This is a genomic window from Pseudomonas sp. OST1909 (assembly GCF_015277575.1).
In the GTDB taxonomy this organism is placed as follows: domain Bacteria; phylum Pseudomonadota; class Gammaproteobacteria; order Pseudomonadales; family Pseudomonadaceae; genus Aquipseudomonas; species Aquipseudomonas synxantha_A.
In genome coordinates this window covers 5,833,744-5,848,385 of the sequence record NZ_CP063780.1, presented here as the reverse complement: position 1 = coordinate 5,848,385, position 14,642 = coordinate 5,833,744, and the positions used below count along the sequence as shown (strand labels likewise).

Here is a 14,642-nt window from a genome sequence, read left to right as displayed (position 1 = left end):
CGCCAGGAGGAAAGGCCTTGAAAGACCTACTGAATTTGCTGAAAAACCAGGGTCAAGTCGAAGAGTTCGACGCCATCCGTATTGGATTGGCATCGCCTGAGATGATCCGTTCGTGGTCGTTCGGTGAAGTTAAAAAGCCGGAAACCATCAACTACCGTACGTTCAAACCTGAGCGTGACGGCCTGTTCTGCGCCAAGATCTTTGGCCCGGTAAAGGATTACGAGTGCCTGTGCGGTAAGTACAAGCGCTTGAAGCACCGTGGTGTGATCTGCGAGAAGTGCGGCGTTGAAGTCGCACTGGCCAAGGTTCGTCGTGAGCGTATGGCGCACATCGAACTGGCTTCGCCAGTCGCCCACATCTGGTTCCTGAAATCCCTGCCGTCCCGTATCGGCTTGCTGATGGACATGACTCTGCGTGATATCGAACGCGTTCTCTACTTCGAGAGCTATGTCGTTATCGATCCAGGCATGACCACCCTTGAAAAAGGTCAGCTGCTGAACGACGAGCAGTACTTCGAAGCGCTGGAAGAATTCGGTGACGATTTCGATGCCCGCATGGGTGCCGAAGCTGTCCGCGAACTGCTGCACGCTATCGACCTGGAACACGAGATTGGCCGCCTGCGTGAAGAAATTCCGCAAACCAACTCCGAAACCAAGATCAAGAAACTGTCCAAGCGTCTGAAGTTGATGGAAGCCTTCCAGGGTTCCGGCAACTTGCCAGAGTGGATGGTGCTGACCGTTCTGCCGGTTCTGCCGCCAGACCTGCGTCCGCTGGTACCGTTGGACGGTGGTCGTTTCGCGACGTCCGACCTCAACGACCTGTATCGCCGCGTGATCAACCGTAACAACCGCTTGAAGCGCCTGCTTGACCTGTCCGCTCCGGACATCATCGTGCGCAACGAAAAGCGTATGTTGCAGGAAGCTGTCGATGCCTTGCTCGACAACGGTCGTCGTGGCCGCGCTATCACCGGTTCCAACAAGCGTCCTCTGAAATCCCTGGCTGACATGATCAAGGGTAAGCAAGGTCGTTTCCGTCAGAACTTGCTCGGTAAGCGTGTTGACTACTCCGGTCGTTCGGTAATTACCGTAGGCCCGACCCTGCGTCTGCACCAGTGCGGTCTGCCCAAGAAGATGGCACTCGAGCTGTTCAAGCCATTCATCTTCGGCAAGCTGGAAATGCGCGGTCTCGCGACCACCATCAAAGCGGCCAAGAAAATGGTCGAGCGCGAACTGCCAGAGGTTTGGGACGTTCTCGCCGAGGTGATCCGCGAACACCCGGTTCTCCTCAACCGTGCACCGACCCTTCACCGTCTGGGTATCCAGGCGTTTGAACCAGTACTGATCGAAGGTAAGGCTATTCAGCTGCACCCTCTGGTCTGTGCCGCGTACAACGCCGACTTCGACGGCGACCAAATGGCCGTGCACGTACCGCTGACACTGGAAGCCCAGTTGGAAGCGCGCGCGTTGATGATGTCGACCAACAACATTCTGTCGCCAGCCAACGGTGAGCCAATCATCGTTCCGTCGCAGGACGTTGTATTGGGTCTGTACTACATGACCCGTGAAGCGATCAATGCCAAGGGCGAAGGTCGTGTGTTCGCTGACCTGCAGGAAGTTGACCGTGTGTTCCGTGCCGGCGAAGCCGCACTGCACGCCAAGGTCAAAGTGCGGATCAACGAAACCGTCAATGATCGTGACGGCGGCAGCGTGAGCAACACCCGTATCGTCGACACCACTGTCGGCCGCGCGCTGTTGTACCAGGTTGTGCCAAAAGGTCTGTCGTACGATGTCGTCAACCTGCCGATGAAGAAGAAGGCGATCTCCAAGCTGATCAACCAGTGCTACCGCGTGGTTGGTTTGAAAGAGACCGTTATCTTCGCTGACCAGTTGATGTACACAGGTTTCGCTTACTCCACTATCTCCGGCGTTTCCATCGGTGTTAACGACTTCGTTATCCCGGATGAAAAAGCTCGCATCATCAGTGCCGCCACTGACGAAGTGAAAGAGATCGAGAGCCAGTACGCCTCCGGCCTGGTAACCCAGGGCGAGAAGTACAACAAGGTGATCGACCTTTGGTCCAAGGCGAACGACGAAGTTTCCAAGGCGATGATGGCCAACCTCTCGAAAGAGAAAGTCATCGACCGTCACGGCGACGAAGTTGACCAGGAATCCTTCAACTCGATGTACATGATGGCCGACTCGGGCGCACGGGGTTCTGCTGCGCAGATCCGTCAGCTCGCCGGTATGCGTGGCCTGATGGCCAAGCCGGATGGCTCCATCATCGAAACGCCGATCACTGCGAACTTCCGTGAAGGTTTGAGCGTACTTCAGTACTTCATCTCCACTCACGGTGCTCGTAAGGGGCTTGCGGATACCGCGTTGAAAACCGCTAACTCCGGTTACCTGACTCGCCGTCTGGTAGACGTTGCACAAGATCTGGTTGTAACCGAGATCGATTGCGGCACCGAGCACGGCCTGCTGATGACTCCGCACATTGAAGGCGGTGACGTTGTAGAGCCGCTGGGTGAGCGCGTATTGGGTCGTGTGATAGCCCGTGACGTGTTCAAGCCAGGTACCGAGGAAGTTATCGTTCCTGCTGGCACCCTGGTTGACGAAAAGTGGGTCGAGTTCATCGAACTCAACAGCATCGACGAAGTGATCGTTCGCTCGCCGATCAGCTGCGAAACCCGCTATGGCATTTGCGCCAAGTGCTACGGCCGTGACTTGGCTCGTGGTCACCAGGTAAACATCGGTGAAGCGGTCGGCGTTATCGCTGCCCAGTCCATCGGTGAGCCGGGTACCCAGCTGACCATGCGTACGTTCCACATCGGTGGTGCGGCAAGCCGGACCTCCGCAGCCGACAGTGTTCAGGTGAAGAATGGCGGTACCGTCCGCCTGCACAACCTCAAGCACGTTGAGCGAGTGGATGGCCACCTGGTTGCTGTGTCCCGTTCCGGTGAGCTGGCAATCGCTGATGACTACGGTCGTGAGCGCGAGCGTTACAAGCTGCCGTACGGTGCTGTGATTTCGGTTAAAGAAGGTGACAAGGTCGACGCTGGCGCAATCGTGGCCAAGTGGGATCCGCACACTCACCCAATCGTTACCGAAATGAAAGGTACCGTGACCTACGTGGGCATGGAAGAAGGCATCACGATCAAGCGTCAGACTGACGAATTGACCGGTATGACCAACATTGAAGTACTCGACGCCAAAGATCGTCCAGCTGCCGGTAAAGACATCCGTCCTGCCGTGAAGATGGTTGATGACAACGGCAAGGATCTGTTGCTGCCAGGCACTGACGTAATCGCTCAGTACTTCCTGCCAGCCAACGCCCTGGTCGGTGTAGCGGATGGTGCGAAGATCGCGATCGGTGATGTTATCGCGCGTATCCCGCAAGAAACTTCGAAGACCCGTGACATCACCGGTGGTCTGCCGCGTGTTGCCGACTTGTTCGAAGCTCGTCGTCCGAAAGAAGCGTCGATTCTGGCTGAAGTCAGCGGCACCATCGCGTTCGGTAAAGAAACCAAAGGCAAGCGCCGTCTGGTCATTACTCCGAACGACGGTAGCGATCCGTATGAAGAGCTGATTCCGAAGTGGCGTCACCTGAACGTGTTCGAAGGCGAACAGGTAAACCGCGGCGAAGTTATCTCCGACGGCCCGAGCGATCCACACGACATCCTGCGTCTGCTGGGTGTGAGTGCGCTGGCCAAGTACATCGTTAACGAGATCCAGGACGTTTACCGTCTGCAAGGCGTGAAGATCAACGACAAGCACATCGAGACCATCCTGCGTCAGATGCTGCGTAAAGTTGAAATCGCTGAATCCGGCGATTCCAGTTTCATCAAGGGCGACCAGATGGAACTGACTCACGTACTGGTAGAAAACGAGCGCCTGGCGAACGAAGAGAAATTCGTTTCCAAGTTCACTCGCGTGCTGCTGGGTATCACCAAGGCGTCGTTGTCCACTGAGTCGTTCATCTCGGCGGCCTCCTTCCAGGAGACCACTCGCGTACTGACCGAAGCAGCGGTAACTGGCAAGCGCGATTACCTGCGCGGCCTGAAAGAAAACGTGGTCGTGGGTCGTCTGATCCCGGCGGGTACCGGTTTGGCTTACCACAGCGAGCGTAAGCGTCGCCGTGATGCTGACAAGCCGCTGCGCGTGAGCGCCAGTGAAGTGGAAGCTGCACTGACCGAAGCACTGAACTCAAGCGGTAACTGAGTTCTGCGATAGATGAGTCTGGGCCCTGACACTCCCGTTCGTCGGATCGAGGCATTTTTGCCCCGGTTCGGCGCGAGGGGAGGTCGGGGCCTTGCCTTGACTGGGGACAAGATCCTCTTTAGACTCTTGTACCCCTAAATTTGGCGGGAATTCGTTCCTGCCATTTTGCTTTTCTTGCAAGACAATAGCGTCGCAAGACAACAGTGGAGCTAGTAGATGGCAACTATCAACCAGCTGGTACGTCAGCCGCGTAAGCGTATCGTCGAGAAATCCGACGTACCTGCGCTGCAGAACTGCCCGCAACGTCGTGGCGTATGCACCCGTGTGTATACCACCACGCCGAAAAAACCTAACTCGGCACTGCGTAAAGTATGCCGTGTGCGTCTGACCAACGGTTTCGAGGTTTCCTCGTACATCGGCGGTGAAGGCCACAACCTGCAAGAGCACAGCGTGGTACTGATCCGCGGCGGTCGTGTAAAAGACTTGCCAGGTGTTCGTTATCACACCGTACGCGGCTCCTTGGATACTTCCGGCGTTAAAGGTCGTAACCAGGGTCGTTCGAAGTACGGTACCAAGAAGCCTAAGTAGTAGCGGCTTTTTGTAAACCTGAATCATCTTATTTTCTGAGTCGATAAGAGTAAGGTCGGAGGCGTCCCGAAAGGGCACCGATTCCGAGCGAACCTGAAGACCGTTTGAGGGCTTATCCATGCCAAGAAGACGCGTAGCAGCCAAGCGCGAAGTGCTTGACGATCCAAAATACGGAAGCCAAATTCTGGCCAAGTTCATGAACCACGTGATGGAAAGCGGCAAAAAAGCCGTTGCCGAGCGTATCGTTTATGGCGCGCTGGAAAAGGTTAAAGAACGCAAGAACAGCGACCCCCTGGAAATCTTCGAGAAAGCTCTCGACGCCATCGCTCCGCTGGTCGAAGTGAAGTCGCGCCGTGTAGGCGGTGCTACTTACCAGGTTCCGGTTGAAGTTCGCCCGTCCCGTCGTAACGCTCTGGCAATGCGCTGGTTGGTAGACTTCGCCCGTAAGCGCGGCGAGAAGTCTATGGCTCTGCGTTTGGCCGGCGAACTGTTGGACGCTGCTGAAGGTAAAGGTGCTGCTGTTAAGAAGCGTGAAGACGTGCACCGTATGGCTGAAGCTAACAAAGCTTTCTCGCACTACCGCTTCTAATTTTAGCTTCACTAATTTTGCGAGGGCTTTATGGCTCGTACTACTCCGATTAGCCGCTACCGTAACATCGGTATCGTCGCTCACGTGGATGCTGGTAAAACCACCACCACCGAGCGCGTACTGTTTTACACCGGCAAAAGTCACAAAATGGGCGAGGTGCATGACGGCGCCGCGACCACAGACTGGATGGTTCAGGAGCAGGAGCGTGGTATTACCATTACTTCTGCTGCTATTACCGCCTTCTGGAAAGGTTCCGAGAAGCAGTACAAAGACGAGCATCGCTTCAACGTAATCGATACCCCGGGCCACGTAGACTTCACTATTGAAGTTGAGCGTTCCCTGCGTGTACTCGACGGCGCTGTCGTTGTGTTCTGCGGCACCTCGGGTGTTGAGCCTCAGTCGGAAACCGTATGGCGTCAAGCCAACAAGTACGGCGTTCCACGTCTTGTTTATGTAAACAAGATGGACCGTGCTGGCGCCAACTTCCTGCGCGTGATCGGTCAGATCAAGCAGCGTCTGGGTCACACTCCGGTGCCTATCCAGTTGGCTATCGGTTCCGAAGACAACTTCCAGGGTCAGATCGATCTGATCAACATGGAAGCTGTTTACTGGAATGATTCCGACAAAGGTATGGTTCCTGTTCGCAAGCCTATCCCTGAAGAGCTTCAGGAGCTGGCTGACGAGTGGCGCAACAACATGGTTGAGGCTGCTGCCGAAGCCAGCGAAGAACTGATGAACAAATACCTCGAAGGTGAAGAACTCACCAACGTGGAAATCAAGGCCGCTCTGCGTCAGCGTACTATCGCTGGTGAGATCGTCTTGGCTGTTTGCGGTTCTTCCTTCAAGAACAAGGGTGTTCCCCTGGTTCTCGATGCCGTTATCGACTACCTGCCTGCTCCAACCGACATTCCTGCTATCAAGGGTACCAACCCTGATAACGAGGAAGAAGAGATGGAGCGTCATGCTGACGACAACGAGCCGTTCTCGGCTCTGGCGTTCAAGATCGCAACCGACCCATTCGTGGGTACTTTGACCTTCGTTCGCGTTTACTCGGGCGTGTTGGCCTCCGGCGACGGCGTGATCAACTCGGTTAAAGGCAAGAAAGAGCGCGTGGGCCGTATGGTGCAAATGCACGCAAACGCTCGCGAAGAGATCAAGGAAGTACGCGCTGGTGACATCGCGGCCCTGATCGGCATGAAGGACGTCACCACTGGTGAGACTTTGTGCGACGCTGCCAAGCCAATCATCCTGGTTCGCATGGACTTCCCGGAGCCGGTTATCTCGGTTGCCGTAGAGCCTAAGACCAAGGATGACCAGGAAAAAATGGGTATCGCTCTGGGCAAGCTTGCTCAGGAAGATCCATCTTTCCGCGTCAAGACTGATGAAGAGACTGGTCAAACGATCATCTCTGGCATGGGCGAGCTGCACCTGGACATCCTGGTTGACCGGATGCGCCGTGAGTTCAACGTCGAAGCCAACATCGGTAAGCCTCAGGTTTCCTATCGTGAGCGCATCACGAAGAACTGTGAAATCGAAGGCAAGTTCGTTCGTCAATCCGGCGGTCGTGGTCAGTTCGGTCACTGCTGGATCCGTTTTGCTCCTGCTGACGAAGGTCAGGAAGGTCTGCAATTCGTGAACGAAGTAGTAGGTGGTGTGGTTCCTAAGGAATACATCCCTGCTATCCAGAAGGGTATCGAAGAGCAGATGAAGAACGGTGTTGTTGCCGGCTATCCGCTGATCGGCCTGAAAGCAACCGTTTTTGACGGTTCTTACCACGACGTCGACTCCAACGAGATGGCGTTTAAGGTGGCTGCTTCCATGGCAACCAAGCAACTGGCCCAGAAGGGCGGTGGTGAGTTGCTTGAGCCAATCATGGCGGTAGAAGTTGTTACACCTGAAGACTATATGGGTGATGTCATGGGCGACCTTAACCGTCGTCGCGGCATGATCTTGGGTATGGAAGACACGGTTTCCGGCAAAGTGATTCGCGCCGAGGTTCCGTTGGGTGAGATGTTCGGTTATGCGACCGACGTTCGCTCCATGTCCCAGGGTCGCGCAAGCTACTCTATGGAATTCAAAAAATACAACACAGCTCCGGCGCACATCGCTGAAACTGTATCCAAAAAACAAGGCTGATTCAGTCCTTTAGGCAAGGAGTTAATTGTCGTGGCTAAAGAAAAATTTGATCGTTCCCTACCGCACGTAAACGTTGGCACCATCGGCCACGTTGACCACGGTAAAACCACTCTGACCGCTGCTCTGACTCGCGTCTGCTCCGAAGTTTTCGGTTCGGCTCGTGTTGACTTCGACAAGATCGACAGCGCACCAGAAGAAAAAGCTCGTGGTATCACCATCAACACCGCGCACGTTGAGTACAACTCGACTATTCGTCACTACGCTCACGTTGACTGCCCAGGTCACGCTGACTATGTGAAGAACATGATCACTGGTGCTGCCCAGATGGACGGCGCGATCCTGGTTTGCTCGGCCGCTGATGGTCCGATGCCACAAACTCGTGAGCACATCCTGCTGTCCCGCCAGGTTGGCGTTCCGTACATCGTGGTTTTCCTGAACAAGGCTGACCTGGTAGACGACGCTGAGCTGCTGGAACTGGTTGAGATGGAAGTGCGCGACCTGCTGAGCACTTACGACTTCCCAGGTGACGACACTCCGATCATCATCGGTTCTGCTCGTATGGCTCTGGAAGGCAACGACGAAAACGAAATGGGCACCACTGCCGTTCGTAAACTGGTTGAAACTCTGGACAGCTACATCCCAGAACCAGTTCGTCTGACCGACAAGCCGTTCCTGATGCCAATCGAAGACGTATTCTCGATCTCCGGTCGCGGTACTGTTGTGACTGGTCGTATCGAGCGCGGTATCGTTCGCGTTCAGGATCCACTGGAAATCGTTGGTCTGCGTGACACTACCGTCACCACCTGCACCGGTGTTGAAATGTTCCGCAAGCTGCTCGACGAAGGTCGTGCTGGCGAGAACTGCGGCGTTCTGCTGCGTGGTACCAAGCGTGACGACGTTGAGCGTGGCCAGGTTCTGGTTAAGCCAGGTTCGGTCAAGCCGCACACCAAGTTCACCGCAGAAGTTTACGTTCTGAGCAAAGAAGAAGGCGGTCGTCATACTCCGTTCTTCAAAGGCTACCGTCCACAGTTCTACTTCCGTACTACTGACGTGACCGGTAACTGCGAATTGCCAGAAGGCGTTGAAATGGTAATGCCAGGTGATAACATTCAAATGACTGTTACCCTGATCAAAACCATCGCAATGGAAGACGGTCTGCGCTTCGCAATCCGTGAAGGCGGCCGTACCGTTGGTGCTGGCGTTGTAGCTAAAATCATCGAGTAATCTCTCTTTTGAGTGAGCTTTGATGTTTTGAGAAAGCCCCCGCTTAGCGGGGGCTTTTTTATTGGGTTGACACCTATCTAGGGCGTCTATAGAATTGCGCCTCCTTTTAACGGGCGTATTGCGCCCGGTGGGAATAGCAGCCGGAGTCTGAAATCCAATGCAAAATCAGCAAATCCGTATCAGGTTGAAGGCTTTTGACCATCGCCTGATCGACCAATCCACCCAGGAAATCGTGGAAACCGCGAAACGTACTGGTGCTCAAGTGCGTGGTCCAATTCCACTGCCTACCCGTAAAGAGCGGTTCACCGTTCTGGTCTCCCCGCACGTCAACAAAGACGCGCGTGACCAGTACGAGATCCGTACTCATAAGCGCGTACTGGACATCGTCCAGCCAACGGATAAAACCGTTGATGCACTTATGAAGCTCGATCTGGCGGCCGGTGTGGAAGTACAGATCAGCCTCGGCTAAGACTTGGGTCTTAGTCGTGTAACGCTCTGAAATGGGCGGCCATAGCGGGTGAAAGCCCCGTACACTCATGAGGTTTACAACATGACTATTGGTGTAGTCGGTCGTAAATGCGGTATGACCCGTATTTTCACCGAAGAAGGTGTCTCCATTCCGGTCACGGTCATTGAGATCGAACCGAATCGCGTCACCCAGTTCAAAACTGAAGAAACCGATGGCTATCGTGCAGTGCAAGTCACTGTCGGCGAGCGTCGTGCTTCGCGCGTGACTGCTGCTCAAGCAGGTCACTTCGCTAAAGCAAACGTTGCAGCTGGTCGTACTGTTATGGAGTTCCGTCTTGAAGACGGCGACTACCAGGCTGGCGATCTGATCAACGCTGAAATCTTCGCCGCTGGTCAACTGGTTGATGTAACCGGTCAGTCCAAAGGTAAAGGCTTCCAGGGTACGATCAAGCGTTGGAATTTCCGTGGTCAAGACAACACTCACGGTAACTCCGTTTCCCACCGCGTCCCGGGCTCTATTGGCCAGTGCCAGACTCCTGGTCGTGTATTCAAGGGCAAAAAAATGTCCGGTCATATGGGCGCTGAGCGCGTGACCGTGCAGTCCCTCGAAGTAGTGCGCGTCGACGCTGAACGCAATCTGTTGTTGGTCAAGGGTGCTGTTCCTGGCGCTACTGGCGGCAACCTGGTTGTACGTCCAGCGGCCAAGGCTCGCGGTTAAGGGGAAGCTGACATGCAATTAAATGTAAATGACGCTCAAGCGATCGAAGTTTCCGAACTGACATTTGGCGGCGAATTCAACGAGACGCTGGTTCACCAAGCAGTCGTGGCCTACATGGCCGGCGGCCGTCAAGGTAGCAAGCAGCAAAAGACCCGTTCCGACGTACGTGGTGGCGGTAAGCGCCCTTGGCGTCAGAAAGGCACTGGCCGTGCTCGTGCCGGTACTATCCGTAGCCCAATCTGGCGTGGCGGCGGTACCACTTTCGCAGCTCGTCCACAGGATCACTCTCAGAAGCTCAACAAGAAGATGTACCGCGCAGCTCTGCGCTCCATCCTTGCTGAACTCGTGCGTACTGATCGTCTGGTCGTGGTTCAGGACTTCGCTGTTGAAAGTCCAAAAACCAAAGATCTGCTGGGCAAACTGAACAACATGAGCCTGACCGACGTTTTGATCGTGTCTGAAGCTGTTGATCAGAACCTGTACCTGGCTGCTCGCAACCTGCCACACGTTGATGTACGTGACGTGCAAGGTTCCGATCCAGTTAGTCTGATCGCATACGACAAGGTGTTGATCACCGTGTCGGCCGTGAAGAAATTCGAGGAGCTGCTGGGATGAACCAGGAACGCGTATTTAAAGTTCTGCTTGGCCCGCACGTTTCCGAAAAGGCTACGGTTCTGGCTGACAAGAAAGGCCAGTTCGTTTTCAAGGTTGCAACTGACGCAACCAAGCTGGAAATCAAGAAGGCCGTCGAAAGCCTGTTCAGCGTGAAAGTAGAGCGTGTTACTACCCTGAATGTTCTGGGTAAGAGCAAGCGCACTGCTCGCGGTCTGGGCAAGCGTAATGACTGGAAGAAGGCAGTTATCTCCCTTCAGCCAGGCCAAGATCTCGATTTCAGCAGCAGTGCTGAGTAAGGAAGGGGTGCATCATGGCAATCGTTAAATGCAAACCGACTTCCCCTGGCCGCCGTTTTGTGGTCAAGGTGGTCAACCAGGAGCTGCATAAAGGCGCTCCTCACGCACCGCTGCTCGAGAAAAAATCGAAGTCTGGTGGTCGTAACAACAATGGTCGCATTACCACTCGTCACATCGGTGGTGGCCATAAGCAGCATTATCGTCTGGTCGATTTCCGTCGCAATGACAAAGATGGCATCGCTGCCACTGTCGAGCGTATTGAATACGATCCAAACCGTACTGCTCACATCGCTCTGCTGCTGTACGCAGATGGCGAGCGTCGCTACATCATCGCCCCTAAAGGCGTGAGTGCTGGTGACCAGCTGATCGCAGGTGCCCTGGCGCCGATCAAGCCGGGCAACGCTCTGCAACTGCGTAACATTCCAGTTGGTAGCACCGTACACGGCATCGAATTGAAGCCAGGTAAAGGCGCGCAAATCGCTCGTTCCGCTGGTGCTTCGGCTCAGCTGATCGCTCGTGAAGGTGTCTACGTGACCCTGCGTCTGCGTTCTGGTGAGATGCGTAAAGTGCTGGCTGAATGCCGTGCGACCCTGGGCGAAGTCTCGAACTCCGAGCACAGCCTGCGTTCGTTGGGTAAAGCTGGTGCCAAACGCTGGCGTGGCGTTCGCCCAACCGTTCGTGGTGTTGCCATGAACCCGGTTGACCACCCACACGGTGGTGGTGAAGGTCGTACCTCTGGTGGTCGTCATCCGGTATCGCCATGGGGCTTCCCGACTAAGGGCGCGAAGACTCGTGGTAATAAGCGTACCGACAAAATGATCGTCCGTCGTCGCAAGTAAATAGAGGGATACGACAGTGCCACGTTCTCTGAAAAAAGGTCCTTTTATTGATCTTCACCTACTGAAGAAGATCGAAGTGGCGGCGGAAAAGAACGATCGCAAACCAGTTAAGACCTGGTCGCGTCGTTCGATGATCCTGCCACAAATGGTCGGTCTGACCATCGCAGTACACAACGGTCGTCAACACGTCCCAGTTCTCGTTAACGAAGACATGGTCGGCCACAAACTGGGCGAGTTTGCCGGTACCCGCACTTATCGTGGGCACGTGGCAGACAAGAAAGCCAAGCGTTAAGGGGTTAGGAAATGGAAGTAGCCGCTAAGTTGTCGGGCGCTCGAATCTCCGCCCAGAAAGCCCGCTTGGTCGCCGACCAGATCCGCGGGAAGAAGGTGGGCGAAGCGCTCAACCTGTTGGCTTTCAGCAGTAAGAAAGCCGCCGAGATCATGAAGAAAGTGCTGGAGTCGGCCGTAGCCAACGCCGAGCATAACGAAGGCGCAGACGTTGATGACCTGAAGGTCAGCACCGTTTTCGTCAACGAAGGGCGTTCGCTGAAGCGCATCATGCCACGTGCCAAAGGCCGTGCTGATCGCATCGTCAAGCGGTCTTGCCATATCACTGTCAAGGTTGCTGACAAGTAACGGAGTCGAAGAGATGGGTCAGAAAGTACATCCCATTGGCATTCGCCTGGGAATCGTCAAGGAGCACACCTCCGTCTGGTACGCAGACGGTCGGACTTATGCGGACTATTTGTTCGCTGATCTGAAGGTGCGTGAGTATCTCCAAGACAAACTAAAAAGCGCGTCCGTAAGCCGTATCGATATCCATCGTCCGGCCCAAACTGCACGTATCACCATCCACACCGCTCGTCCAGGTATCGTTATCGGGAAGAAAGGTGAAGATGTTGAGAAACTGCGTCAGGACCTGACCAAGCAAATGGGTGTGCCTGTGCACATCAATATCGAAGAGATCCGCAAGCCGGAGCTCGACGGTATGCTGGTTGCGCAGAGCGTAGCTCAGCAGCTGGAGCGTCGCGTAATGTTCCGTCGCGCTATGAAGCGCGCCGTACAGAACGCCATGCGCATTGGTGCCAAAGGCATCAAAATCCAAGTGAGCGGTCGTCTCGGCGGTGCTGAAATCGCACGTACTGAATGGTATCGCGAAGGTCGTGTGCCACTGCACACCCTGCGTGCCGACATCGACTATGCCAACTACGAAGCTCACACCACTTACGGTGTGATCGGTGTAAAGGTTTGGATCTTCAAAGGCGAAGTAATTGGTGGTCGCCAAGAAGAACTGAAACCACAAGCACCAGCGCCTCGTAAAAAAGCTGCTAAGTAAGGGGTACGCCAAATGTTGCAACCTAAGCGTACGAAGTTCCGCAAGCAGATGACAGGCCACAACCGTGGTCTGGCTCAGCGCGGTAGCAAAGTCAGCTTCGGCGAGTTCGCGCTGAAGTCTGTAGCTCGTGGTCGTCTCACCGCTCGTCAGATCGAGTCAGCGCGTCGTGCTCTGACCCGTCACGTAAAACGTGGCGGCAAGATCTGGATCCGTGTATTCCCGGACAAGCCGATCTCCAAAAAACCTCTCGAGGTTCGGATGGGTAAAGGTAAGGGTAACGTGGAATACTGGGTTGCCCAGATTCAGCCAGGCAAAGTCCTGTATGAAATCGAGGGTGTTTCTGAAGAGCTGGCGCGTGAGGCTTTCGCCCTGGCTGCTGCAAAGCTGCCGCTCGCCACCTCCTTTGTTAAACGGACGGTGATGTGATGAAAGCGAATGAACTTCGTGAAAAATCCGCACAGCAGCTGAACGAGCAACTGCTCGGCCTGCTGCGCGACCAGTTCAATCTGCGTATGCAGAAAGCAACTGGCCAGTTGGGGCAGTCTCATCTGCTCTCGCAAGTTAAGCGTGACATCGCTCGCGTGAAGACTGTGCTCAACCAGCAGGCAGGTAAGTGATCATGGCTGAAGCCGAAAAGACTGTCCGTACGCTGACTGGCCGTGTTGTCAGCGACAAGATGGACAAAACCATCACCGTTTTGATCGAGCGTCGCGTTAAGCACCCGATCTACGGTAAATATGTTAAGCGTTCGACTAAGCTGCACGCGCACGACGAAACCAATCAGTGCCACATCGGCGACAAAGTCACTATTCGTGAAACTCGTCCGCTGGCCAAGACCAAGTCTTGGGCACTGGTTGATGTTCTCGAACGCGCTGTGGAAGTCTAAGGACTAGGGGTCGGAGAAATTATATGATTCAGACTCAATCCATGCTCGATGTGGCCGATAACAGCGGCGCTCGCCGTGTTATGTGCATCAAGGTGCTGGGTGGCTCCCATCGTCGTTACGCTGGTATCGGTGACATCATCAAGGTTACCGTGAAGGAAGCAATTCCTCGCGGTAAAGTGAAAAAAGGCCAAGTGATGACTGCTGTTGTAGTCCGCACTCGTCACGGCGTACGTCGTGCTGATGGCTCCATTATCCGCTTTGATGGCAACGCTGCTGTTCTTCTGAACAACAAGCAAGAGCCGATCGGCACCCGTATCTTTGGGCCAGTGACCCGTGAACTTCGTACTGAGAAGTTCATGAAGATCGTCTCGCTCGCCCCAGAAGTGCTGTAAGGAGATCCGACATGCAAAAGATTCGTCGTGACGACGAGATCATCGTGATCGCCGGCAAAGACAAAGGTAAGCGCGGTAAGGTGCTTAAGGTTCTCGCTAATAACCGTCTGGTTATCGGTGGTCTGAACCTGGTCAAGCGTCATACCAAGCCTAACCCGATGTCGGGCGTGCAGGGCGGTATCGTCGAGAAAGAAGCTCCGCTGGACGCTTCTAACGTCGCCATCTTCAATGGCGAAACCAACAAGGCTGACCGCGTTGGTTTCAAAGTAGAAGACGGTAAGAAAATTCGTGTCTTCAAGTCGACCCAAAAAGCGGTTGATGCTTGAACACTGCTAGGT

General features: G+C 54.7%; 18 protein-coding genes. All 18 read left to right on the top strand.

The genetic code is table 11. The annotated features are described in order from the left end of the window. Window positions 1-17 precede the first annotated feature (17 nt). Window positions 18-4,217: a DNA-directed RNA polymerase subunit beta' gene (rpoC, locus tag IH404_RS25565; protein ID WP_005791982.1), complete on the top strand. Its 4,200-nt coding sequence runs from the start codon at window positions 18-20 to the stop codon at window positions 4,215-4,217. Window positions 4,218-4,433: 216 nt separating this feature from the next. Further along, complete coding sequence (gene rpsL / locus IH404_RS25560; RefSeq protein WP_002555494.1) at window positions 4,434-4,805, top strand: 30S ribosomal protein S12; 372 nt, start codon at window positions 4,434-4,436, stop codon at window positions 4,803-4,805. A gap of 118 nt (window positions 4,806-4,923) precedes the next feature. Continuing rightward, window positions 4,924-5,394 (top strand): 30S ribosomal protein S7, encoded by a 471-nt coding sequence (gene rpsG / locus IH404_RS25555; RefSeq protein ID WP_002555493.1) that lies wholly within the window; start codon window positions 4,924-4,926, stop codon window positions 5,392-5,394. A 30-nt stretch (window positions 5,395-5,424) separates the two neighbouring features. Further along, entirely contained in the window at window positions 5,425-7,530 is a 2,106-nt protein-coding gene (fusA, locus tag IH404_RS25550; protein WP_005791981.1) for an elongation factor G, read from the top strand. A gap of 30 nt (window positions 7,531-7,560) precedes the next feature. Continuing rightward, window positions 7,561-8,754 (top strand): elongation factor Tu, encoded by a 1,194-nt coding sequence (gene tuf, locus IH404_RS25545; RefSeq protein WP_005791980.1) that lies wholly within the window; start codon window positions 7,561-7,563, stop codon window positions 8,752-8,754. 157 nt (window positions 8,755-8,911) lie between these two features. Beyond that, a complete protein-coding gene (gene rpsJ / locus IH404_RS25540; RefSeq protein WP_003186070.1) occupies window positions 8,912-9,223 on the top strand; it encodes a 30S ribosomal protein S10 in 312 nt (103 codons plus the stop codon). Between the two features lie 81 nt (window positions 9,224-9,304). After that, a complete protein-coding gene (gene rplC / locus IH404_RS25535) occupies window positions 9,305-9,940 on the top strand; it encodes a 50S ribosomal protein L3 (protein WP_003194649.1) in 636 nt (211 codons plus the stop codon). A 12-nt stretch (window positions 9,941-9,952) separates the two neighbouring features. Beyond that, complete coding sequence (gene rplD / locus IH404_RS25530) at window positions 9,953-10,555, top strand: 50S ribosomal protein L4 (protein WP_003176424.1); 603 nt, start codon at window positions 9,953-9,955, stop codon at window positions 10,553-10,555. Continuing rightward, complete coding sequence (gene rplW / locus IH404_RS25525; RefSeq protein ID WP_002555488.1) at window positions 10,552-10,851, top strand: 50S ribosomal protein L23; 300 nt, start codon at window positions 10,552-10,554, stop codon at window positions 10,849-10,851. Before rplD ends, rplW begins: the two co-directional genes overlap by 4 nt. 14 nt (window positions 10,852-10,865) lie before the next feature. Continuing rightward, window positions 10,866-11,690, top strand: coding sequence for a 50S ribosomal protein L2 (rplB, locus tag IH404_RS25520; protein WP_003186055.1), 825 nt, complete (start codon window positions 10,866-10,868; stop codon window positions 11,688-11,690). Window positions 11,691-11,706: 16 nt separating this feature from the next. After that, entirely contained in the window at window positions 11,707-11,982 is a 276-nt protein-coding gene (rpsS, locus tag IH404_RS25515) for a 30S ribosomal protein S19 (protein ID WP_002555486.1), read from the top strand. 11 nt (window positions 11,983-11,993) lie between these two features. Continuing rightward, window positions 11,994-12,326 (top strand): 50S ribosomal protein L22, encoded by a 333-nt coding sequence (gene rplV / locus IH404_RS25510; RefSeq protein WP_003103908.1) that lies wholly within the window; start codon window positions 11,994-11,996, stop codon window positions 12,324-12,326. A 13-nt stretch (window positions 12,327-12,339) separates the two neighbouring features. After that, entirely contained in the window at window positions 12,340-13,026 is a 687-nt protein-coding gene (gene rpsC, locus IH404_RS25505; protein WP_003176422.1) for a 30S ribosomal protein S3, read from the top strand. 12 nt (window positions 13,027-13,038) lie between these two features. Continuing rightward, on the top strand, window positions 13,039-13,452 hold the full coding sequence (gene rplP, locus IH404_RS25500; RefSeq protein ID WP_003176421.1) for a 50S ribosomal protein L16: 414 nt from the start codon (window positions 13,039-13,041) through the stop codon (window positions 13,450-13,452). Beyond that, entirely contained in the window at window positions 13,452-13,643 is a 192-nt protein-coding gene (gene rpmC, locus IH404_RS25495) for a 50S ribosomal protein L29 (RefSeq protein WP_002555481.1), read from the top strand. The genes rplP and rpmC overlap by 1 nt, the downstream gene beginning before the upstream one ends. A gap of 2 nt (window positions 13,644-13,645) precedes the next feature. After that, on the top strand, window positions 13,646-13,912 hold the full coding sequence (rpsQ, locus tag IH404_RS25490) for a 30S ribosomal protein S17 (protein ID WP_003176419.1): 267 nt from the start codon (window positions 13,646-13,648) through the stop codon (window positions 13,910-13,912). Between the two features lie 23 nt (window positions 13,913-13,935). Then, entirely contained in the window at window positions 13,936-14,304 is a 369-nt protein-coding gene (gene rplN / locus IH404_RS25485) for a 50S ribosomal protein L14 (RefSeq protein WP_002555479.1), read from the top strand. An 11-nt stretch (window positions 14,305-14,315) separates the two neighbouring features. Next, window positions 14,316-14,630 carry a 50S ribosomal protein L24 gene (gene rplX, locus IH404_RS25480; protein ID WP_003176416.1) on the top strand — a complete coding sequence of 105 codons (315 nt, stop codon included), beginning with the start codon at window positions 14,316-14,318 and terminating at the stop codon, window positions 14,628-14,630. Window positions 14,631-14,642 lie beyond the last annotated feature (12 nt).

Excerpts from the sequence above, each read along its gene's own strand:
- rplX (WP_003176416.1), top strand. The coding sequence starts at position 14,316 with ATGCAAAAGATTCGTCGTGACGACGAGATCATCGTGATCGCCGGCAAA.
- rpsQ (WP_003176419.1), top strand. The coding sequence starts at position 13,646 with ATGGCTGAAGCCGAAAAGACTGTCCGTACGCTGACTGGCCGTGTTGTC.
- rplB (WP_003186055.1), top strand. The coding sequence starts at position 10,866 with ATGGCAATCGTTAAATGCAAACCGACTTCCCCTGGCCGCCGTTTTGTG.
- rpmC (WP_002555481.1), top strand. The coding sequence starts at position 13,452 with ATGAAAGCGAATGAACTTCGTGAAAAATCCGCACAGCAGCTGAACGAG.
- rplW (WP_002555488.1), top strand. The coding sequence starts at position 10,552 with ATGAACCAGGAACGCGTATTTAAAGTTCTGCTTGGCCCGCACGTTTCC.
- rplP (WP_003176421.1), top strand. The coding sequence starts at position 13,039 with ATGTTGCAACCTAAGCGTACGAAGTTCCGCAAGCAGATGACAGGCCAC.
- rplC (WP_003194649.1), top strand. The coding sequence starts at position 9,305 with ATGACTATTGGTGTAGTCGGTCGTAAATGCGGTATGACCCGTATTTTC.
- rpsG (WP_002555493.1), top strand. The coding sequence starts at position 4,924 with ATGCCAAGAAGACGCGTAGCAGCCAAGCGCGAAGTGCTTGACGATCCA.
- rplV (WP_003103908.1), top strand. The coding sequence starts at position 11,994 with ATGGAAGTAGCCGCTAAGTTGTCGGGCGCTCGAATCTCCGCCCAGAAA.
- rpsL (WP_002555494.1), top strand. The coding sequence starts at position 4,434 with ATGGCAACTATCAACCAGCTGGTACGTCAGCCGCGTAAGCGTATCGTC.
- rpsC (WP_003176422.1), top strand. The coding sequence starts at position 12,340 with ATGGGTCAGAAAGTACATCCCATTGGCATTCGCCTGGGAATCGTCAAG.
- rplD (WP_003176424.1), top strand. The coding sequence starts at position 9,953 with ATGCAATTAAATGTAAATGACGCTCAAGCGATCGAAGTTTCCGAACTG.
- fusA (WP_005791981.1), top strand. The coding sequence starts at position 5,425 with ATGGCTCGTACTACTCCGATTAGCCGCTACCGTAACATCGGTATCGTC.
- rpsJ (WP_003186070.1), top strand. The coding sequence starts at position 8,912 with ATGCAAAATCAGCAAATCCGTATCAGGTTGAAGGCTTTTGACCATCGC.
- rplN (WP_002555479.1), top strand. The coding sequence starts at position 13,936 with ATGATTCAGACTCAATCCATGCTCGATGTGGCCGATAACAGCGGCGCT.